The organism is Kitasatospora sp. LaBMicrA B282 (assembly GCF_050325825.1).
In the GTDB taxonomy this organism is placed as follows: domain Bacteria; phylum Actinomycetota; class Actinomycetes; order Streptomycetales; family Streptomycetaceae; genus Kitasatospora.
The window spans coordinates 1-21,556 of the sequence record NZ_JBNQTI010000159.1; the positions used below are offsets into that span (position 1 = coordinate 1).

A 21,556-nucleotide genomic window follows, 5' to 3' on the forward strand; every position below is an offset into this window, starting at 1 on the left:
GTGGCGGCGGAGGCGGCGGGGGCCACGGCGGCACCGAGGCCGACCAGGCCGGCGGTGGCGGCGAGCAGGGCGGCGGACTTTCGGATGCGGGTGGTGATCACGGGCATGGGAGAGTTCGTCCTCAATCGACTGGGGGCCTCGCGTTCCCCCGTTCAGGCGCCCTCGGAGCGTGGCGGGGCCACGCGGGGCGTTGGGGGGTGCGCGCTGCCGGGGCGCTCCCGCCTGGGGCGGGGGCCGTACGGATCTGCGACGGCGGGGGATCCCGCTGCCGCAGCTGGCGACTCGGCAATTGTTAGCCGGGCCCACCGCCGCCGCCAAGACCCCCCATGTACGACCCTCCCTCGTAGTGCGCGGGCCCCCTTCCGCCGACCCGGCGCACGCGATACCCACCCCCCGCAGCCACAAACCCACCCCATCCGAACCCGGGCCGCACCCGCCTGACCAGCCCCGATACCCACCCCCACTCGCCCAAACCCGACGAACCATCCCAATCCCGGCAATCCGCCACCAAGCCCCCGGAAACGATCAACTATTCCCGATCGTAGACCCCCCGACCGCGTGAGCACCGTCACCAGCCAACCGCCCGATATGCCCCATTTGAGGTGACCTGGGGCACGCCACCGCACCCACGGAGGGTGACTCAGGCCACCCGCCGGGCGACGGTGATCAGCTCCCGGCTGGTCCCGGACACCGGGCTGCCGTCCCAGTCGCCGTGCCGGGCCTCGACCGCGAACCCCGCCTCGGCGAGCAACCGGTCCAGCGCGGGCTCGGTCAGGAAGCGCAGACTCGCCCGGTCCACCCGCAGCACCGTGCCGTCCGGGTCGGCCGTGGTCCCGGTGAAGGTGACCACCCCGTCCACCACCGACTCGACCGTGTGCCAGACCCGCAGCGCCCGCCCCGCGTGGTCGGTGAGGTCGGAGCCGTTCGCCGGGTTCCACCGCTCCCAGGCCCGGGCCTGCGGGTGCCGGGTCTCGAAGGCGAACCGGCCGCCGGGCGCCAGGGCCGCGTGCACGCCGGCCAGCGAAGCGCGCAGTTCCTCGTCGGTGGCCAGGAACTGGAAGGCGTGACCCGTCATGACGGCCAGCTCGAAGCCGCCGCCCAGCCGGTCCGCCGCGGCCGCCGTACCCTCGACCCACTCGACGTCCGCCCGCCGCCGTGCCCGGGCCAGCGCCGCGGTGTCCGGGTCCAGCCCCACCAGCCGCCCGCCGTGCCCCTGCTCCCGGGCCCAGTGCAGCATCGTCCCGGTCCCGCACCCGACGTCGAGCACCGAGTCGGCGGCCATCACCAGCTCCCCGTAGAAGGTGTCCGCCGGCCAGGTGCCGGGTTCCCAGGGGTTCAACAGGTCGTAGAGCGCCGCAGCGTCATCATTCGAATACACCCGAGCAGTATCGGAGCGGTGGCCGTCCGTGCCCAGCGGTTTTCCGACCGGGTCGGTCCGCGCTGCCTAGACTGGCCGTATGGCCCGGCGGAACGACGAGGTCGAGGCGCTGCTCCAGGAGTACGCCGACCTGCTGCTGCTCACCGGCGGGGACGCCTACCGGGCCCGCGCCTACGAGAAGGCCGCCCGCGCGGTCGGCGGCTATCCGCAGGACCTGGCCGCGCTGGACGCCAAGGGCCTGCTGGAGATCCCGGGCGTCGGCAAGTCCACCGCCGGGAAGATCACCGAATACCTCGACCAGGGGCGGATCGCCGCGCTGGAGGAACTGCGCGGGCAGATCCCGGCCGGGGTGCGGGAGATCATGGCGATCCCCACCGTGGGTCCCAAGAAGGCCGCGGTGATCTACCGCGAACTCGGCATCTCGACCGTGGACGAGCTGGTCAGGGCCGCCGCGGAGGAGCGGCTGAACGACCTGCCGCGGCTGGGGGCGCGCACCGCGGAGAACATCCTGCACGGCATCGAACAGCTGCGCAGCGGCGGCGGGCGCACCCTGCTGAACGCCGCCCGGGAACTCGCCGAGCAGCTGGTGGCCGAGCTGGGCCGGGTCCGCGGCTGCGTGCGCTGCGAGTGGGCCGGCTCGCTGCGCCGGATGCGGGAGACCGTGGGCGACCTGGACGTACTGGCCGCCGCCGCGGACTCCGGCCCGCTGACGGCTGCCTTCGCCGGGCTCCCGGACACCGCCGAAGTGCTGGTGAGCGGGCCGACCAAGACCTCGATCCGGACCGGCAAGGGCCTGCAGGTGGACCTGCGGGTGGTGCCCCCGGAGGACTGGGGCGCGGCGCTGGTGTACTTCACCGGCTCCAAGGCGCACAACATCAAGCTGCGGGCCCGCGCCGTGAAGGCCGGCCTCAAGCTCTCCGAGTACGGCCTGTTCGAGGTCGAGAGCGGGCGCAAGCTGGCATCGGAGACCGAGGAGGAGGTCTACGCGGCGCTCGGACTGCCCTGGATCCCGCCCACGCTGCGCGAGGACCGCGGCGAGATCGAGGCCGGGCTGGCAGGCGAGCTGCCCACCCTGGTCACCGAGGCGGACATCCGCGGCGACCTGCACACGCACACCGACCTGACCGACGGCCTGGCCCCCGCCGCCGAGATGCTGGCCGCCGCGGCCGCACGCGGCTACCGCTACTACGCCGTCACCGACCACGCTCCCAACCTGTCGATGCAGCGGATGACCGACCGGAAGATGCTCGACCAGCGCGCCGAACTGGCCGAGCTCGCCGGACGGTTCGGTCGGATGAAGATCCTGCACGGCACCGAGCTGAACATCGACCCGGACGGCGGGGTGGACTGGCCGCCCGAGTTCCTGGCCGGCTTCGACCTGTGCGTCGCCTCGATCCACTCGCACTTCACCGCCCCGCGCGAGCAGCAGACCCGCCGGCTGATCCGCGCCTGCGAGAACCCGCACGTGCACGTCATCGGTCACCCCAGCACCCGGATGCTGGGCCGCCGCCCGCCCGTCGACGCCGACTTCGACGCGGTCTACGCGGCCTGTGCCCGGACCGGCACCGCCCTGGAGATCAACGCCTCGCCCGAACGCCTCGACCTCTCCGACGACCAGCTGCTGGCCGCCCGCCGGCACGGCGTCCGGTTCGCGCTCGACACCGACGCGCACGCCGTGCCGCACCTGGACAACCTGCGTTACGGCGTCGGCACCGCCCAGCGCGGCTGGGTGACCCCCGACGAGGTGATCAACACCTGGCCGCTCACCCGGCTGCGCCGCTTCCTGCGCGCCACCAGCGGTGAAGGGGACTAGGGGGTCTCAACGGGTGCGCTGACCCGCACGCCCGGGTGGTACTTCGGGATCCGCACGGTGACCTTCAGCCCGGCCCCCACCGCGGTCTCCACCACCAGCCCGTGCCCGTCGCCGTAGACCTGCCGCAGCCGCTCGTCCACGTTGCCCAGGCCGATCCCGTCGCCCGGCCCGGCCTGCCCGGCCAGCAGCGCCCGGATCCGCGCCGGGTCGGCGCCGGCGCCGTCGTCCTCGATCACCACCACGGCCTCGGCGCCCGCGTCGTCGGCGGTCAGGGTGATCCGCCCGGTGCCCGGGCGGCCCTCGATTCCGTGCTTGACCGCGTTCTCCACCAGCGGCTGCAGGCAGAGGAAGGGCAGCGCCACCGGCAGCACCTCGGGCGCCACCCGCAGGGTGACCCGCAGCCGGTCGCCGAACCTGGCCCGGACCAGGTTGAGGTACTGGTCGATCGAGCGCAGCTCCTCGGCCAGCGTGGTGAAGTCGCCGTGCCGGCGCACCGAGTAGCGGGTGAACTCGGCGAACTCCAGCAGCAGCTCGCGGGCCCGGTCCGGGTCGGTGCGGACGAAGGAGGCGATCGCGGTCAGCGAGTTGAAGACGAAGTGCGGCGAGATCTGGGCCCGCAGGCTGCGCAGCTCGGCCTCGATCAGCCGGCTGCGCGAGCGGTCGAGCTCGGCCAGCTCCAGCTGCCCGCCGACCCAGCGGGCCAGTTCCTCGGTGGCCCGCAGCAGCACCGGCGAGTCGGCCGGGCCGAAGGCGGCCAGTGCGCCGCTCACCCGGCCGTCGACCCGCAGCGGCGCCACCGCCGCCCAGCGCAGTTCGCAGGACGGGTCGGCGCATTCCACCGCGACCAGCCGCGGTCGGCCCTCGGCCAGCACCCCGGCCACCGTCGTGCCCGCCGCCGCCCGGTGCTGCTCGCCCGGCCCGTCCCAGGCCAGCGCGGTGTGGCGGTCGGTGAGGCAGAGCGCGGGCGCGCCGAGCAGCGGGCGCAGCCGCTGCACCGCCGGGCCGGCGCCGTCCTCGGTCAGCCCGCCCCGCAGCGCGGGGGCGGCCAGCGCCGCGGTGTGCAGGGTGTGGAAGGTGGTCTGTTCGATCCGGGTGGCGAGGTCGGGGTCGGCCGGGCGCCGGGCGCGGTCGGCGCGGCGTTGCAGGGCGGCGCCCAGCGCGAGGCAGCCAAGGCAGGCGAGGGCGGTGAGCCCGAGCAGCAGCAGGTGGGTCATCGGCTCACGCCTGCTCTCCGGTCCGGTCGTCCCGCCCCGGCGTCGGCGGAGCGGCTGTGCGGCGGCCCCGGCCGGCGGCGGGGCGGTTCGGGCAGGTGCAGCCGGGCCATGGTGGCGGCGGTGCCGGGCGGGATCCGGTCGGCCGTGGCCAGCGAGACCAGCACCATCACAAGGAAGCCGAGCGGCACGCTCCACACCGCCGGCCAGGCCAGCAGGGCCTGCGCCCAGCCGCCCCGGCACCAGCCGGCCATCGTGCCCAGCGCCGCCACCAGCGCCGCCCCGCCCCCGGTGACCGCGCCCGCGATCGCCCCGGGCGGGGTCAGCCGGCGCCACCAGATGCCCAGCACCAGCAGCGGGCTGAGCGAGGAGGCGGCCACCGCGAAGGCCAGTCCGACCGTGTCGGCGACCGGCAGGTCGGGGGCGGCGAGCAGGCAGGCGGTGGGCGCGGCCAGCGCCAGCACGGTGGCCAGCCGGAAGCCGCGCACCCCGGACCGGGGCAGCACGTCCTGGTCCAGCACCCCGGCCAGCGAGACGGCCAGCCCGGAGGAGGTGGAGAGGAAGGCGGCGAACGCCCCACCCGCCAGCAGCGCGCCGAGCAGCGCCCCGCCGGTGCCGCCGATCAGCCGCTCGGGCAGCAGCAGCACCGCGGTGTCGGTCTGCCCGGTCAGCACCAGGTCGGGGGCGTAGATCCGGGCGAGCGCGCCGTAGATCGGCGGCAGCAGGTAGAAGACGCCGAGCAGCGCCAGCACCACCAGGGTGGTGCGACGCGCGGCCCGGCCGTCCGGGCTGGTGTAGAACCGCACCACCACGTGCGGCAGTCCCATCGCGCCGAGGAAGGTGGCCAGGATCAGCCCGTACGCGGCGTAGAGCGGGTGCGGTTCGTCGGTCGCGGTCAGCGGGCGGCCCCACGGCGAGCCGGCCGACCCGTCGACCGGCGTGGGCACCGGTGTGTGCGCCGGCAGGTCGAGCTGGGTGCCGGCGCCCAGGGTGTGCACGCCGGGCGGAAGGGTGAAGGCGGCGTGCTGGTAGGTGCGGCCGTCCACCGTGCCGTCGGCGGTCAGCCGGATCGGCTCGGCCGTGCGGACCCGCACCTGCTGGTCGATCCGCACCACGCTGTCCCGGACCAGCACCGGCCGGCCCTGGTGCGCGGCCGGTGCGCCGTCGGCGTGCCAGGCGAGCAGCAGGAAGAGCAGCGGCACCAGCAGCGCGGTCAGTTTGAGCCAGTACTGGAAGGCCTGCACCAAGGTGATGCTGCGCATCCCGCCGACCGTCACGTTGGCCGTGACCACCAGGGCGACCAGCACCCCGCCCACCCAGCCGGGCGCGCCGGTCGCGGCCCGCAGGGTCAGCCCCGCGCCCTGGAGCTGGGGCAGCAGGTAGAGCCAGCCGATCCCGAGGGTGAAGGCGGCGGCCACCCGGCGGACCCGGGCCGACTCCAGCCGGGCCTCGGCGAAGTCGGGCAGCGTGTAGGCCCCGGAGCGGCGCAGCGGGGCGGCCACGAAGAGCAGCAGCACCAGGTAGCCGGCGGTGTAGCCGACCGGGTACCAGAGCATCTCGGTGCCGTGCGCCAGCACCAGGCCCGCGATGCCGAGGAAGGAGGCGGCCGACAGGTACTCCCCGCTGATCGCCGCGCCGTTCAGGCCGGGGCGGACCGTGCGCGAGGCCACGTAGAAGTCGGAGGTGGTGCGCGAGACGCGCAGGCCGAGCGCGCCCACCAGCACGGTGGCGAGCGCGACCAGCAGCACGGCGAGGACGGCGTAGCTCCCGCTCACAGTGCACCGCCGGCGGTGGGGTGGTCGGCCCGGGCCTCGTTCCGTTCGGCGCGGGTGACGTACCAGCGGCCGATCAGCCAGAGCGCCGGGTAGACGGCCACGCCCAGCACCAGCCAGACCAGCGGGAGGCCGGCCAGTCGGGTGGCGGGGAGCGCCGGCAGGCCGGTGAAGAGCACCGGGAGCGGCCCCAGCAGCAGGACCAGGACGGCGCCCGCGGTGAGCGCGGCACGCAACTGGCTGCGCCGTAGCGCGGCCGCGGCCCGCTCGGCGGGGTCGGGGGCGCGCGGCGGCTCGGGGCGTCGGGGGGCGAGCGCGGACAGGGCGGGGGCCCGGCCGACCGCGGAGTCCCGGGTGATCACTTCACGCCGGGGACGGGGCCCTGGTGCACCCACTCGTCTTCCCCTCCGCGCCGCTGACCGAATTGCCCAGCATACGCAGGGGTGCCAGGGCCGACGCCATGGGGTACCCGCCGGTAACGGCGGGCCTCCCGAGGCGCCCGGCAGCACCCACCGGACACGCGCTACCCCCGCTCGCCCACCGCGCGGCGGATCAGCAGCTCGCGCAGGGCCCGGGCGTTGCGGCGGCTGACCGCGAGCGCGGTGTCGCCGACCAGGACGCTCAGCGCGCCCTCGTCCGAGCGCAGCTCGCGCACCGCGTGCAGGGCCACCAGGTAGCTGCGGTGGATCCGGACGAAGCCGTGCGGCTGCCAGTGCTCCTCGAGGGTGCCGAGCGGGACCCGGACCAACCGGCTGCCGCCGGCAGAGTACAGGCGGGCGTAGTCGCCCTGGGCCTCGGCGTAGTCGACCTGGTCGGGCGCGATCCCCAGCTCCTCGGCCGGGTCGGTGGCGGCGGCCGGCGGCACCGCGACCACGGCGGCGGCGGAACCCGCGGCGGCTCCGGTCGGCGGCCCGGCGTCCGCCGCGGTGGCAGCCGGAACGGGGGTCGGCGCCGGTGCACCGATGGGCGCCGACGGCGTCCCGGCCGGCGGGCCCGACGGGGGGCAGACCCGGCGCACCGCCTCCGCGAGTCGCTCGCGGCGCACCGGCTTGAGCAGGTAGTCGGCCGCGTTGAGCTCGAAGGCCTGCACCGCGAAGCCCTCGTGCGCGGTGACGAAGACGATGGCCGGCGGCTCGGCGAAGCCGGAGAGCAGCCGCGCGGTGTCCAGGCCGCTGAGGCCGGGGAGGTTGATGTCGAGGAAGACCGCGTCCAGCCGGTGGTCGCCGGTGTTGCCGTGCTCCATGGCCAGCCCGATCCGGCGCAGCGCCTCGGTGGCGTCGCCCGCACCGTGGGCGAGCGTGATCCGTGGGTCGGCGCGCAGCAGGTAGAGCAGTTCTTCGAGCGCCGGGGGTTCGTCGTCCACGGCCAGTACACGCAGCATGGCGGTCGATTCTAGGGCCTGTCTTCAGACTCCCGTCGTCCGCCCGGAGGGCGGGCGGGGCGGCTCCCCCAGCCTGGCGGCTGGGAGGTGCCCCCACGGGTGCGTGCATCGGCGGCGCCGAGGAGGGAGTCCATGCGGTGGGGGCACCTCCCGGCCGAAGGCTGGGGGCCATCGGCGACTGACGAGAAGCCGTCGAGGCGCGTGCCCCGGCGTCGCCCCGCAGGCGGGAGTTTGAAGACAGGCCCTGGGTGAAGGTCCGCCGGGGCCAGCGGGCGCGACCTGCGGTGTTGCCGGGCGGAGCGGCGGCGGGCGGGGCCGGGAGCGCCGCTGCGCCGGCCCGGGCGGGCCGGCGCAGCTGGGACGGGCGTCCGGTCAGCGGTGCCGGGCGCGACGGGTCCGGTAGACCACGCCGCCGCCGGCCAGCAGCAGCGCCGCACCGGCGCCGGCCAGCAGGCCGCTGTCGCTGCCGCCGCCGGTGAAGGCGAGCGACTTGCCACCGGTCGAGGCGCTGGCGTTGGGCAGCACGGCGGCCGCGCTGGACGGCGAGGCCGGGGCGCTGTGGCTCGGGGTCGCCGACGGGGTCGGGGTCCTGGTGGCCGGGTGGCTCGGCGTCACGCTCGCGGTCACGCTCGGGGTGGGCGACGGGCTCTCCGACTTCGTCGGGGTAGGCGTCGGGGTGGGCGTGGCCGGCATGCAGGTGGGCGCGGCGACCGTGGTGTAGGTGGAGTGCACGTCGTCGACGTTGTCGAAGGCGATGGTCCAGGTGGTGCCGGCGCCCGCGTACGGGACGGTCTCGTCGGCGGTGCTGTGGCCCTTGACCGAGCCGCGGACGGTGTCGGCGGTCTTGTCGTTGCTCAGCGTGAAGTCGCCGCCGTGCGAGTCGTTGTTCGTCACGGTCAGCCGGATCGTGCCGGGCTGGTCGAGGCAGGTGCCGGACAGCTTCACGCTGCCGGGCGCCCACGCGTAGGCCGTGCCGGCGCCGCCGATCACGGAGGCGGCGAGGCCGACCGCGCCGAGCGCGACCGCGGCCCTCTTGCGAGTCATATGGGTGCTCCAGTTGTCGCTGGTTCAGGGTGGTGCCGATGCCACCGGAATGGCCCGATCGATCGGGCAGGCACCACCCGGAACGGACCGGACACCGGCGCGGGTTCATTCCCCGCGTCGCGGCTTCATTCCCCCGTCAGGTCCGTCACCAGCGTGCGGGCTTGGTGCACCAGCAGCTCCTGGTGCACGAGGGTGCCGTCGGCGAGCTGCGCGCACTCCGCCAGCACCGCACGCGCGGGCGCCAGCGCCTGGTCCGCGCGCCCCAGCGCGTGCCGGGCCCGCGCCTGGACCAGGAGCAGCCAGAGCCGCACCTCCTGGCTGTACACGTCGTCCAGCCGCAGCCCTTCGGCGGCAAACCGCACCGCCTCCTGCGGGTCACCGCAGTCCAGCGCCGCCTGCGCGCACTGCTGGAGCACCGCGGCCTCGACCCGCCGCTCCCCGGTCGCCCGGGCCAGGCCCAGCGCCGCCTCCCAGCAGGTGCGGATCTGCACCGGCGAACGGCGCAGCGCCGCGAAGCAGACGGCCCGCCGGACCTGGCCCACGCACAGGTCACGCAGGTCGCCCGCGGCGGCGGCGACGGTCAGCGCGCGCTCGACCCGGGCGAGGCCCTGTGCCGGCTGCCCGCTGGCGGCCAGCGCCAGGCCGACCTGGCTCTCCAGCCGGCCGATCGCGGCCTGGTCGGCGCACGCCTGCGCGGCGCGCAGACCGGCCGCCGCCACCTCGGGCCAGTGCCCGTGCGGATCGCGCCGGACGTAGAAGTTGTGCAGGTTCTCGGACAGCCGCCAGGCGTGCCGGTGGAAGCCCGCCGGCCCGACGTCCAGGATCAGGTGGCGGAGCGTCGGTTCGTTCTGCTCGAACCACTGCTGGGCCTCCGCGGCCGAGTTCCACTCCCGGACGCCGGGCAGCAGTCCGCCCTCCGGCCACTCGGTGCGCCACGGGTAGACCTGGTGCGGCTGCAGCGCGGCGGCGCTGGCGGAGAGCGCGTAGTCGAGCAGCCGGCCGAGCGCGGCGTGCCGCTCGCCGGGGGTGGTGTGCTCGGCCAGCAGGTCGCGCGCGTAGCGGCGGACCAGCCCGGGGCAGGTGTAGCGGCCGGGCCACTCCTCCGCGATCAGGTGGTAGACCGCCAGGCTGCCGAGTGCCGCGCGGGCCTGGCCGAGGTCGGCGCCGAGCAGTGCGGCGGCCAGCCCCGGGGTGATCTCGACCCCCGGGTAGAGCCCCAGCAGGGCAAGCAACCGACTGGAGTGCGGCGGAAGTTGACGGTACGTCAGGGTGAGCGCGGAGTGGATGCCGACGGCGCCGTGGGAGTCCAGGCCGGCCAGCCCCGGTTGCTCGTCCTCGATCTCGGCGACGAGTTGGCCGAGCGTCCAGCCCGGGCGCACCGCGAGCCGGGACCCGCAGATCCGCAGCGCCAACGGCAGGTGGTCGCAGAGTTCGGCCAGCCGGCGCGCCGCGGCCGGCTCGGCCGCCACCCGGTGCGCGCCGACGGTGGCGGCGAGCAGTTCGGTGGCGGCCCCGGCCGGCAGGGGGGCGAGCGCCTGCCAGGCCGCGCCGTCCTGGGCCACCAGGTCGAGCAGCGCGGCGCGGCTGGTGGCCAGCACGGCGCTGCCCTCGCCGGCGGGCAGCAGCGGGCGGATGTCCTCGGCCGAGCGGGCGTTGTCCAGCACCAGCAGCAGCCGGCGGCCGTGACTGAGCCGGTCGTACAGCTCGGCCCGGGCCTCGGCGGCGGCCGGGACCTCCTCGGGGGCCGCACCGAGCGCCAGCAGGAAGCCGACCAGCACGTCCTGCGGGTCCTGCGGGTCCTCCTCGTCGAAACCGCGCAGGTCGGCGAAGAGCCGGCCGTCGGGGAACCGGTCGGCGACGCCGTGCGCCCAGGCCACCGCGAGCGCGCTCTTGCCGACGCCGGCCGGGCCCACCACCACGGCCAGCGGCACCTCGCCGGGGCGCGGCAGGGTGATCTCGTCCAGCCAGGCGGTCTCGGCGGCCCGGCCGACCAGGCGCACCGGGCGGGGCAGCCGGGCCGCGCGGGCGGGCGGGGCGGGGGTGACGGGCAACGCGGGCGGGACAGGTGTGCCCGGTGCCGGCGGCAGCGCGGGCCGGGCGGCCGGTGCGGGAGGCAGCGTCCCGGCACGGTCCGCCGCGGGCGACGCTGTGCGAGCCGACGCCGCGGGATACGACGCAGCGCGATACGACGCGGCAGGCGGCACCGGCACGGGAGCCGGCGCCGTCGCGGGGGTGCCCAGCGGGTGGCCCGGGTCGGCGACCCGGGCCAGCAACTCGCCGGAGAGCACCTCGGCCAGCGCCCCCTGGAGCACCGGGCCCGGCCGGGAACCGAGTTCGTCGCGCAGCCGCGCGGTGGCGGCCCGGTGCGTCTCCAGCGCCTCCGCCTGCCGGCCGGCCTGGGCCAGGCAGCGCATCAGCGCCGCGATCAGCCCCTGGCGCAGCCCGTCGGCCCGCACCGCCGCCTCCAGACCGGGCACCACCCGGGCCCCCTGGCCGCGGGCCAGCTCGCAGTCGGCCCAGGCCTCCAGCACGGCGAGCCGGCGGGCGTAGAGCCAGCCGGAGGTCTCGCGGAAGTACGTGCCGCCCGGCAGGTCGGCCATCGCGCTGCCCCGCCACAGTCCGAGCGCCTGCTGCAGCAGCAGGGACCGCTCGGCCGGGTCGGTGCTGCCCTGGGCCTGCCGGTAGAGCCGTTCGAAGCGGTGGCTGTCCACCAGGTCCGCGGCGCACTGCAGCCGGTAGCCGCTCGGCACGGTCTCCAGGTCGAGGCCGGCGGGCAGCACCTTGCGCAGCGCGGCGATGTGCCCGTGCAGGGCGGCCCGGGCCTGCGGCGGCGGCTCGCCGTCCCAGACCAGGTCGAGCAGGCGGGCCACGCTCAGCGGCCGGTTCGCCTCCAGTGCGAGGGCGGCCAGCACGGCGCGGCGCTTCGGCCCGCCGGTCTCGACCGCGGTGCCGTGGGGGTCGCAGAGCGCGATGGGACCCAGCAGCAGGACCTGCACACGTGCTCCATGACAACGTACCGGCGAGTAGGGACCGGATGAGCCTACCCGGCGATTTTCGCAGCTCACCCACCGCACCCGACCCCCGCACCCCGAGGTCCCCGCCCCCACCACGCCGCCGCATCTCCCACCCATTCCGCGCAATGCCCGTCATTCCCCTGCTGACCCGGCGTTTTGGTCATGAACCGCCACCACTAGACTGTCCCCTCTTGAGGAGCAGCGAGCGGCGGGTGAGGGGCATTGATGGGGATCACGCTGCTCGGACCGGTCGAACTGCGGACCGGCGACGGCAGCCCGGCGGCCGTGGCAGGTGCCAAGCGGCGGGCCGTGCTGGCGCTGCTCGCCCTGGAACTGGGTCAAGTGGTGCCCGTGGAGCGGTTCTTCGAACTGCTCTGGGACGGGCAGCCACCGGCCCAGGCCAAGGCCGCGCTGCAGGGGCACGTCGCCGCGCTGCGCAAGGTGCTCGACGGCACCGGCTTCACGCTGCACACCCAGGCCCCCGGCTACCGGCTGACCGGTGACCCCGAACAGGTCGACACCGCGCGGTTCGCGGCCCTCGCCACCCGGCTGCCCGCCACCGCCGACGACGCCACCGCCGCGGGCCTGGCCCGGCAGGCGCTGGACCTGTGGCGCGGCCCCGCCCTCGCCGGCCTGCCCGAGGGCGTCCTGGCCACCAGCCTGGCCGCCCGGCTGGAGGACGCCCGCACCAGCGTGGTGGAGGCCTGGGCCGAACGTCTGCTGCGGCTCGGTGACGGCGCCTCGGCGATCCCCGCGCTGGAGCAGACGGTGCGCGCCGACGGGCTGCGCGAGGCCGCCGTGGCGCTGCTGATCCGCTGCCTCGCCCAGGCCGGCCGGCACGCCGAGGCGCTGGCCGTCTACCAGGACGCGCGCACCCGGCTGGCCGACGAGCTGGGCGTCGACCCCGGGCCCGCCCTGCGCTCGGCGCACCGGTCGCTGCCCGGCACCGAGGCCGGCGCCGCGCACCCGGGCGCCGGCCTGTCCCCCGCCGCCCCGAGCACCCCTGGCGCCCCCGCCGCGCAACCGGCCGCCGCGCCCCGCAGCGGCGGCACCGGCACCCGGCTGCCCCGGCGGCCGAGCGGCTTCGTCGGACGCGCCCTGGAGTCGCACTGGCTGGACCAGGAGTGCGGGCCGCAGCGCACCGGCAGCGGCCTCGGCCTGGTGATCGGTCCGGCCGGCGCCGGCAAGAGCGCCACCGTGGTGCACTGGGCGCACGGCGCGGCCGCGGGCTTCCCCGACGGACTGCTCTTCACCGACCTGCGCGGCTTCGACCCGGCCGGTCCCGCCGACCCGGCCGAGACCCTGGGCCGGTTCCTGCGCGCGCTCGGCCTGCCGGACGACGCGATCCCCGAGGACCCGGCCGCGCGCGCCGAGCTCTACCAGGACCAGACCGCCGACCGCCGGCTGCTGGTGGTGCTGGACAACGTGCGCACCGCCGCCGATGCCCGGATGCTGCTGCCCGCCGGCCCGCACTGCGCCACCGTGATCACCAGCCGGGCCACCCTGGAGGAGCTGGTGGTCACCGCGGGCGCCACCGCGCTGCGCCTGGGCGCACTGCCCGACCGGGACGCGCTCGGCCTGCTGGAGCGGCTGCTGACCCCGGGCCGGGTGCGGGCCGAACTGGCCGCCGCCGAACGCCTGGTGATCCTCTGCGACCGGCTGCCGCTGGCCCTGCGGATCGCCGCGGCCCGGCTGGTCTCCCGCCCCGGCTGGACCATCGCCGACCTGGTCGACGAACTCGCCGACGAACGCACCCGGCTGCTCGCCCTGGACGCCCAGGGCACCGCCAGCGTGCACACCGCACTCACCCTGACCTACCGTCACCTCCCGGCCGACGCCGCCCAGTTGCTCGCCCTGCTCGCGGTCCACCCGGGCACCGAGGTGGACGTCTGCGCGGCCGCCGCGCTGCTCGGCACCGAGGCCGCCGCGGCCCGGCACGCGCTCGGCGCGCTGGCCGCCCACCACCTGCTCGCCGAGAGCGCCCCCGGCCGGTACGCCCGGCACGACCTGATCCGGCTGTTCGCCCGGCAGTTGCTGACCGAGCACGGCCCGCAGACCGGCCGGGCGGCCCTCACCCGCCTGCTGGACCACTACCTGACGGCGGCCGACCTGGCCTGCGAGCGGGTGCAGCCCGGCAACGAACTGCCGCAGCCCCCGCCGGCCCACCCGCCGCGCGCGCTGCCCCGGCTCCCGGACGCACGCAGCGCGCTCGCCTGGTTCGCCGCCGAGGAGGCCACCATCCGGGACCTGGTCAGCACCGTGGCGGCGGCCGACCCGATGGACGGCGGCGACGACCGCGCCTGGCGCCTGGCCTCGCTCTGCAACGGCCTCTACCAGGGCGTGGGCCGGCTCACCGACCGGCTCGCCTGCCTGCGCGCCGGTCTGCGGGCGGCCCGGCGCGCCGACAACCGCCTGGGCATCGCCCTGCTGGAGGCCCGCACCGCGGGCGCACTGGCCACCGCCCGGCCGGCCGAGGCCCGCCCGCTGGCCGAGGCGGCCGTCGCACGCACCGGCCCGGCCGACGGTGCCGTGCACGCCCAGATCCTCACCATGCAGGCCGTGGTGGCTCGGCACCAGGGCGACCTGGACGAGGCCGCGGACCTGCTGGACCGGGCGGTCGCCGTGGTCCGGGCCGGCGACGCCGGCCTGGCCGGCGCCTCGGTGCTGAACAACGCCGCGGCGGTGAACGGGATGCGCGGCCGGCTGGAGACCGCCCTCGCCTACGCCCGCGAGGTCCGTGCCCTGCTGGCCGAGCACCCCGAGTCCACCTTCCACCTGTCGGCCATGATCAACGAGTCGCACGCGCTGCAGAGCCTCGGCCGGTCCGCCGAGGCCGAGGCGGCCTGGACCGCCACCCTGGACCGCTGCCGGGCCGCCGGCTCGCTCGCCCTGGAGGCCATGACCGAGCAGCAGTTCGGCGAGTTCCTGCTCTCCGTCGACCGTGCCGCCGACGCGGCCGAGCACCTGCGCGCCGCGATCGGGCTCTTCGAGCAGCGCAGCGACCCGGCGCACCTCGAGCAGTTGCGGCGGCAGCTGGCGGCGATCGAGGGCGCTCCCGGGGCCGGTCGTCGCGACCCGCGGAATTCGGGCCCGCCCGGTTGAACGGTCCGCGGTCGCGCAGCCGTAGTGCGAGGTGGAGCGACGGCTACAGGAGGATGAACAGCGGTGACCAGCACAGGCAGAACCGAGTGGGAGGTCCAGCAGCTCACCGCCCCCGCCGATTGGGACCAGGCACCGGACTACACCCCGCCGGGCTGGGCCACTGAACCGCAGGCCGGGTTCGGCACCGCGCCACTGCCGCCGGTGCCGGAGCCGCAGCAGGCGCCGGAGCCCGTGCCGGCTCCCGTCGAGCCGCCCGTGCCGGCGCCACAGCCCGCGCCCGTCCCCGCCTTCACCACCGGCCGGGTGCTGCCCCGGCCCGCGACCCCCGAGCCGCCCGCCGTCCTCTCCCCGGCGCCCGCTGCGCCCGCACCCGCGCCTGCGCCCGTTCCCGTCACCCCCACGCCCGCACCGCCCGCACCGCCCGCGCCACCCGCTCCCGTCAGCCCCACCTACGCCCCCGCGCCACCCGGCCCGCACGCCCCCGCGCCCGGTCGCCCCGCGACCCAGCGCGTCGCCCAGCGCTCGGCCCGCAGCCTGCGCCGGCTGCTGCCCCGCGGCGGCGGCAGCGGTGACCGCGAGCGCCTGGCCAAGCTGGAGCTGATCCGCACCCCGCTGCACAGCTGCCACCGGGTCGCCGTGCTCAGCCTCAAGGGCGGGGTCGGCAAGACGACCACCACCCTCGGCCTCGGCGCCACGCTGGCCGTCGAGCGCGCCGACAAGGTCCTCGCGATCGACGCCAACCCGGACTCCGGCACCCTCGGCCGCCGGGTCCGCGCCGAAACCGGGCGGACCCTCCGCGACCTGGTCGACGCGCTGCCCGGAGTGTCCGGGTACATGGACATCCGGCGGTACACCTCGATGACCCCCGGCGGTCTGGAGATCCTGGCCAACGACTCGGACCCGGACGTCTCGGCCGCGATCAGCGACCAGGACTACCGCACGGTGCTGGAGCTGCTGACCCGCCAGTACCCCCTGGTGATCACCGACTCGGGCACCGGCCTGGTGCACGACGTGATGACCGGGGTCCTGGACCTGGCCGACCAGCTGATCATCACCGCCTCCCCCAGCGTGGACAGCGCCCGCAGCGCCGACACCACACTGGACTGGCTGCACAGCCACGGCCACGCCGACCTGGTGCGGAGCGCCATCACGGTGATCACCGAACTGCGCGGCGACGGGCGGACCGTCCGGGTGGAGGACCTGATCGCCTACTTCGAGCGCCGCACCCGCGGCGTGGTGGTCGTCCCGTTCGACGACCACCTGGCGGGCGGCGGCGAGTTCGCGCTGGACAAGCTGCGCAGCCGGACCCGCCGGGCCTTCCTCGACCTCGCCGCCCTGGTCGGCGCGGGCATGCCCGACGCCCGCACACCGTACTGGGGCTGAGCCCGCCCACCGCTCACCAGCCTGAACGCGCCAACCCGGGCCCGGCGGGACCGGCTCCCATGACAAAAGTCATCGCCGCCCCGTGGGCCGGCACACTGCCCCGCGCCCACGGCCCGCGAGCACCATGACTGCCATGGACGTCATCGCGAAGCAGCCCGTCGCACGCCACGACGAGGCCCTCCACCATCCGGACAGCCGGCGGGCCTTCCGCCGGATCACCCTGCTGGTCCGCGGCTACCTGCTGGTCAGCGCGGCCACCCTGGCGGCGATCGTGGTGCTGCGCCAGCACACCGCCGTCGTCACCCCCGCGGTCTGGGTCCGCTGCACCATCGTGCTGGCCAGCGCGCTGCTGACCACCGCACTCGCCCGCCGGGCGGCCCGCGGGTCGCGCGGCGCCTTGCGCCGGCTTCGGATCATCAGCACCGTGATGGTCACGGCGATCGCGGTCATCCTGGCACTGCCCGGGACCTTCCCGCTCTGGTTCAAGGTCGAGCAGGGCGGCTGCGGGCTCCTGCTGCTGGGCGTGGTCGTGACCGCCAACGGCCGCCGGTTCCGCTCGCTCCTCCCGCGGCCCTGACCGTGCTTCACCGTCCGCCCGCCCGCCCGCAGGCCCGACTGGTCGCTCGGCAGTGCTAGGGCGTGTCTTTCGGATCACGTCGGATCAGCGGGCGGCTCCCCCAGCCTTCGGCTGGGAGGTGCCCCCACGGGTGCGTGCATCGGCGGCGCCGAGGAAGGAGTCCATGCGGAGCATCGGCGACTGACGAGAAGCCGTCGAGGTGCGTGCCCCGGCGTCGCCCGCCCGGCGTGATCCGAAAGACACGCCCTGGCGTGCGGGCCATGGCGGACACCGCAGGCACCCCGAGCAGCGAGGACGCGCCCGCCCCGGCGGCCGCCCCGCCCGGTGACTCGCAGCGGTGGGCGCAGGGCTGGCGGCGGATCCTGCTGGCCTGCGGCATGCTGGTGTACCCGTTCGTGACGATCGTCGGCGTGGCCCAGTACTCCACGGGCGGGGCCGCGCTGGCCGGGTACCTGATCGCCGCGGCGTTCGGGGCCGTCTACGTGCTCGCGTTCGTCGTGGCGATCCGCGGCGCCCGGCGCCGGCTGGTCCCGTTGGGTGCCCTGATGGGCGTGCTCTTCCTGGCCGAGCTGCCGTTCGCCCACGAGTTCGCGTTCTTCCTGGCCACCATGGTGGTCTCGTTCGCCGCCGGGTTCCTGCGCCGGCACGCGGTCCTGATCGTCACCGTCGGCGCCCTTGCCGCGCTGCTGGTGCCGTGGGCGGTGCGGCCCTGGCACCAGGGCCCGGGCGGCTTCCAGGCGATCGCGTTGGTCTTCACCGCCGTCACCGTCTACGCCTTCACCGAGATGGCCGCCACCAACCGCGCGCTGGTCGAGGCCCGGGCCGAGGTCGCCCACCTGGCATCGGAGGCCGAACGGGCCCGGATCGCCCGCGACCTGCACGACCTGCTCGGCCACTCGCTCACGGTGATCACCGTGAAGAGCGGCCTGGCCCGCCGACTTGCCACCGCCGGCAGCGACCCGGCCCGGGCGCTCCAGGAGATCACCGAGGTGGAGGAGCTGTCCCGGCAGACGCTGACCGAGGTGCGGGCCGCCGTCTCCGGCTACCGGGAGGTGACACTCGCCGCCGAACTGGCCCGCGGCCGGGAGCTGCTGCGGGCCACCGGCGTGCTGGCCGAGCTGCCGACGGCCACCGACCAGGTCGCCCCGGTGCACCGGGAGCTGTTCGGCTGGGTGGTCCGCGAGGGCCTGACCAACGTGGTCCGGCACGCCCGCGCCACCCGGTGCACGGTGCTGCTCTCCGCCACCAGCGTGGAGATCCGCGACGACGGCGTGGGCGCCCCGGCCCCCGCCGGCAACGGTCTGACCGGCCTGCGCGAACGGGTCGCCGCAGCCGGCGGCCGGGTGACGGCCGGGCCGGTCGACCCGCACGGCTGGCGGCGCCGGGTCACCCTCGACCCGGCGGAGGGAAGCGCGCCATGACCATCCGACTCCTGCTCGCCGACGACCAGGAACTCATCCGCACCGCGCTGTGCGCGCTGCTCGGCCTGGAGGACGACTTCGAGGTGGTCGCCGCCGTCGGCCGCGGTGACCAGGTGGTCGAGGCCGCCCAGGAGCGCCGGCCCGACGTCGCGCTGCTGGACATCGAGATGCCCGGCCTCGACGGCCTGGCGGCCGCCGCCGTGCTGCGCACCGTGGTCCCCGACTGCAGGGTGGTCATCCTGACCACCTTCGGCCGGGCCGGCTACCTGCGCCGGGCGATGGCGGCGGGTGCGGTCGGCTTCGTGGTCAAGGACGCCCCCGCCGAGGCGCTGGCGGAGGCGATCCGCCGGGTGGTGCGGGGCGAGCGGGTGGTCGACCCGGCGCTCGCCGCGGCCACCCTGGCCGCCGGGGACTCGCCGCTCACCGCCCGTGAGCGCGACGTGCTCAATGCCACCCGCTCCGGCGCCGGCGTGGCCGAGATCGCCGGCAGGCTCTTCCTCTCCGAGGGCACGGTCCGCAACTACCTCTCGGCCGCCATCGCCAAGACCGCGACCCGCAACCGGCTGGAGGCCCTGCGGGTGGCGGACGAGCGGGGGTGGCTCTGAGCGCCACGCCCCCGCCGACCGCCCGCCGCCGCGCAGCGCCCGACCGCTACAGCGCGTACTCGCCGCCCGCCGTCGCCGGGCGACCCGCCTGCGCAGCGCTGCCCGAGGTGGCCGGGCGCCCCGGTGCCGCACTGCCCGATGCCGCACTGCCGGGCACCGCGCTGCCGCCGGAGGTCGCGACCCGGCCCGGAGTAGAGGTTCCGGCACTGCTGGTGCCGTCGCCGGCTGCGGTCCGCACGGTCGGGGTCGACCAGGTGGCGGCCCGGAACCCGGGCGAGGACTCGACGCCGGGGCGGCGGACCGTGGCCGCCTCGACCGCCGGGATCGCGGCGGGAGTGCCGGGGGTGATCCGCTCGACCTTCAGCACCAGGTTGGTGGGACGACGGTCATGGGACCAGTCCTGGTCCTTGCTGCGCACCAGCTGGGTGCCCACCCCCCGGACGTCCTCCCAACGGCTCTGCACGGCACGCACGTTGGGCTGCCAGCTGCCACCGTACTGGTGCTCCACCGCCAGGTCCCAGCTCTCCGCCTCGATCACCTGGCACTCCCCGACGGTGCCGGCGATCACGATGCTGCGCCCGCTCGGCCGGAGTGTCACCACGGCCCGCTGCGGCCAGTCGGCCTCGACGCCGACCACGGTGATCCGGCAGGGACCCTGGTACCACGCCATGTCTACTCCTTCGCCTCGTCATCGCTGACGTTCATCGCTGAAATCCGTCGCCAGCATTCATCGCCGGCATTCATCGCTGGCATTGGTCGCCGGTGTCGATCTCCGGACAGTCCTCGGGGACCAGCAGCGCGAGGTCGGCGGCGCCCAGTTCACCGAGGGCGGCCAGCCGTGAGGCCTGCCGGTCCACCATCTCCTCGAACACCGTGCGGGCGGCCCGGCCGCTGCCGTGGGCCGGGCCGGCGGGCAGCGCACCGAGCTGGCGGGCCAGCGCCGCCCGGGTGCCCTCGGCCAGCCGGTAACCGTCGCCGGCGGCGGCCCGCTCGACCAGGTTCACCAGGGCGTCGACCGAGTGGTCTTCGAACTCGAGGGTGCGGCTGAAGCGCGCGGCCAGCCCGGGGTTGGCCGCCAGCAGGGGCAGCGCGGCGGTCGGCCGGACCGTGGTGGTCACGCTGCCGTGGTCCTGGCGGTGCATCAGTCGGCGCGACCGTCCTGCGAGAGGTCGGCAGCCCTCCCGGCCGGCGACCCGGCGGCCGGGACCGGCGTCACCGGCTCACCCGTGGCGCGGCCCGCCCCGACCTTCGCCGCCGCGCGCACCGCCGCCGCACCGCCCGAGCCCCCTCGGCGGTCCGCCGGTCGCACACACCCCTGCTCCACGTTCTCCCCCTCGTCGTCGCCACTGCACCGGTCGCGCGCGCTCCCGCCGGCCGCCCGGAGACGGACGGCCGTCGGGCTGCACTCCGTACGACGGCTGGCCGGCCCGGCGGGGTTCAGCGCTTCATCCGGGGTTCAGTCCCAGGTCACGGTGGGCCGGTGCGGGCGGTGAAGTTCACCGAGCCGCCGCCCGGCGCTCACCCGCGGCGGTGGGGCCGGGCGCCGGCGGCTCAGTACGGTACGGGCCAAGGCGCCGGCGGCCGGCCGAACCGGACCGCGCGCTGCGCCGTCCCCAGGCCGCGTGGCCGTCGCCACGTCCTTCGTCGAGCGGATCCCCCATGCCCGGCAGCACCTCGCAGCAGCTCCTCCCGCCCGCCCCCGCCCGGCTCCGGCCCGGCTCCGCCACGCCGCCCAGCGAGCCGTGGCGGTCCCCTGCCGAGCGGCCGTTGCGGGCGCTGGTGATCACCGGCAGCGTCGGCGCCGGCCACAACGGCGCGGCCTTCGAGCTGGTCCGCCGGCTCTCCGCACAGGGAGTGGTCGCGGACTGCCGCGACTACCTGGACGCGCTGCCCCGCCGCTACCGCCGACTGCTGCGCGACGGCTACGAGTTCAGCGCCAACCGGACGCCGTGGGCCTTCGAGTGGCTGTTCCGCAACGAGGAGCGCGACTCGGTGGTGCGCTCGCTCACCCTGCGGCTGTGCCGGCTGGCGGCCCGGGAGCTGGCCGAGTGGGTGCGCGCGGACTACGACGTGGTGGTGACCACCTTCCCGTTCGCCGCGCAGAGCCTCGGGCTGCTGAAGGAGGACGGCCGGCTGCGGGCGCCCGCCGTCTGCTACCTGACCGACCCCGCCCCGCACCGGCTCTGGGTGCACCCGCGGCTGGACGCCCACCTCACCGTCACCCAGGCGACCGCCGCCGAGGGCAGCGAGCGCTACGGCGTGCCGATGACGGCGGCCGGTCCGCTCGCGCCGGCGGCCTTCGCCGAGCGCCCCACGGCGGCGGCCGTCGCCGCGCTGCGGGCCGAGCTGGGGGTGCCGGCCGACCGCCGGATGGTGCTGCTGACCACCGGTTCGCTCGGGCTGGGCGACGTGCCCGGCGCGGTGCGGGCGCTGCGGGCGGTCGAGGGCACGGTGCCGGTGGTGCTGTGCGGGCGCAACGACCGGCTGCGGGAGCGGCTCTCCGCACAGCCGGGCGTGGTGGCGCTGGGCTGGCGCACCGACGTGCCGGCGCTGATGGCCGCCGCGGACGTGCTGGTGCACAACGCGGGCGGCCTCTCGCTGACCGAGGCGCTGGTCGCGGGGCTGCCGGCGGTGAGCTACCAGGTGATCTCCGGCCACGGCCGGGCCAACGCGGCCACCCTGGCCCGCTCCGGCCTGGCGCCCTGGCCGCAGGACCCGGCGCAGCTGGCCCACGCGCTCACCCGCCAGGCCGCCCGCGGCCGGGTGCACCTGCCGCCGCTGCCCGAGCACCGGCAGGCCGCCGCCGTGGTGACCGAGCTGGCCCGCACCTGGCGCGAGCAGGAGTGCGCGGCCGC

At 76.4% G+C, this 21,556-nt stretch carries 16 protein-coding genes; 7 read left to right on the forward strand and 9 right to left on the reverse strand.

The features are described 5' to 3' along the window. Positions 1-640 precede the first annotated feature (640 nt). Positions 641-1,378, reverse strand: a complete 738-nt coding sequence (locus ACQRUO_RS31440; protein WP_428319515.1) for a class I SAM-dependent methyltransferase — start codon at positions 1,376-1,378, stop codon at positions 641-643. A gap of 79 nt (positions 1,379-1,457) precedes the next feature. On the opposite strand from ACQRUO_RS31440, the gene polX reads away from it, so the two are divergent. Then, positions 1,458-3,191: a DNA polymerase/3'-5' exonuclease PolX gene (gene polX, locus ACQRUO_RS31445; RefSeq protein ID WP_428319516.1), complete on the forward strand. Its 1,734-nt coding sequence runs from the start codon at positions 1,458-1,460 to the stop codon at positions 3,189-3,191. Here polX and ACQRUO_RS31450 read toward each other — a convergent pair. The 6 genes from ACQRUO_RS31450 to ACQRUO_RS31475 form a co-directional block, all read right to left on the reverse strand. Further along, positions 3,188-4,405, reverse strand: coding sequence for a histidine kinase (locus ACQRUO_RS31450; RefSeq protein ID WP_428319517.1), 1,218 nt, complete (start codon positions 4,403-4,405; stop codon positions 3,188-3,190). The two genes, polX and ACQRUO_RS31450, sit on opposite strands and share 4 nt — an antisense overlap. After that, positions 4,402-6,177 (reverse strand): cation acetate symporter, encoded by a 1,776-nt coding sequence (locus tag ACQRUO_RS31455; protein ID WP_428319518.1) that lies wholly within the window; start codon positions 6,175-6,177, stop codon positions 4,402-4,404. Before ACQRUO_RS31455 ends, ACQRUO_RS31450 begins: the two co-directional genes overlap by 4 nt. Then, entirely contained in the window at positions 6,174-6,536 is a 363-nt protein-coding gene (locus ACQRUO_RS31460) for a hypothetical protein (RefSeq protein ID WP_428319519.1), read from the reverse strand. The genes ACQRUO_RS31455 and ACQRUO_RS31460 overlap by 4 nt, the downstream gene beginning before the upstream one ends. A 161-nt stretch (positions 6,537-6,697) precedes the next feature. Next, positions 6,698-7,555: a LytR/AlgR family response regulator transcription factor gene (locus ACQRUO_RS31465; protein ID WP_428319520.1), complete on the reverse strand. Its 858-nt coding sequence runs from the start codon at positions 7,553-7,555 to the stop codon at positions 6,698-6,700. Positions 7,556-7,927: 372 nt separating this feature from the next. Beyond that, on the reverse strand, positions 7,928-8,599 hold the full coding sequence (locus ACQRUO_RS31470) for a hypothetical protein (RefSeq protein ID WP_428319521.1): 672 nt from the start codon (positions 8,597-8,599) through the stop codon (positions 7,928-7,930). A gap of 125 nt (positions 8,600-8,724) precedes the next feature. After that, positions 8,725-11,595: a BTAD domain-containing putative transcriptional regulator gene (locus ACQRUO_RS31475; protein ID WP_428319522.1), complete on the reverse strand. Its 2,871-nt coding sequence runs from the start codon at positions 11,593-11,595 to the stop codon at positions 8,725-8,727. Between the two features lie 243 nt (positions 11,596-11,838). Here ACQRUO_RS31475 and ACQRUO_RS31480 point away from each other — a divergent pair, with 243 nt between their 5' ends. The 5 genes from ACQRUO_RS31480 to ACQRUO_RS31500 all read left to right on the forward strand — a co-directional run bounded on the left by ACQRUO_RS31480 (position 11,839) and on the right by ACQRUO_RS31500 (position 18,701). Next, entirely contained in the window at positions 11,839-14,715 is a 2,877-nt protein-coding gene (locus ACQRUO_RS31480) for a BTAD domain-containing putative transcriptional regulator (RefSeq protein ID WP_428319523.1), read from the forward strand. A 63-nt stretch (positions 14,716-14,778) separates the two neighbouring features. Beyond that, a complete protein-coding gene (locus tag ACQRUO_RS31485; protein WP_428319524.1) occupies positions 14,779-16,098 on the forward strand; it encodes a MinD/ParA family ATP-binding protein in 1,320 nt (439 codons plus the stop codon). Between the two features lie 133 nt (positions 16,099-16,231). Beyond that, complete coding sequence (locus tag ACQRUO_RS31490; RefSeq protein ID WP_428319525.1) at positions 16,232-16,675, forward strand: hypothetical protein; 444 nt, start codon at positions 16,232-16,234, stop codon at positions 16,673-16,675. Positions 16,676-16,935: 260 nt separating this feature from the next. After that, entirely contained in the window at positions 16,936-18,096 is a 1,161-nt protein-coding gene (locus tag ACQRUO_RS31495) for a sensor histidine kinase (RefSeq protein ID WP_428319526.1), read from the forward strand. Beyond that, complete coding sequence (locus ACQRUO_RS31500; protein WP_428319527.1) at positions 18,093-18,701, forward strand: response regulator; 609 nt, start codon at positions 18,093-18,095, stop codon at positions 18,699-18,701. Before ACQRUO_RS31495 ends, ACQRUO_RS31500 begins: the two co-directional genes overlap by 4 nt. 46 nt (positions 18,702-18,747) lie before the next feature. Here ACQRUO_RS31500 and ACQRUO_RS31505 read toward each other — a convergent pair whose 3' ends face one another. Further along, on the reverse strand, positions 18,748-19,371 hold the full coding sequence (locus ACQRUO_RS31505; RefSeq protein WP_428319528.1) for a hypothetical protein: 624 nt from the start codon (positions 19,369-19,371) through the stop codon (positions 18,748-18,750). A gap of 70 nt (positions 19,372-19,441) precedes the next feature. Continuing rightward, complete coding sequence (locus ACQRUO_RS31510) at positions 19,442-19,819, reverse strand: hypothetical protein (RefSeq protein ID WP_428319529.1); 378 nt, start codon at positions 19,817-19,819, stop codon at positions 19,442-19,444. A gap of 541 nt (positions 19,820-20,360) precedes the next feature. Between ACQRUO_RS31510 and ACQRUO_RS31515 the strand changes: the two genes are divergently transcribed. Beyond that, on the forward strand, positions 20,361-21,556 hold a 1,196-nt coding region (locus tag ACQRUO_RS31515; RefSeq protein WP_428319530.1), incomplete at its 3' end, for an MGDG synthase family glycosyltransferase.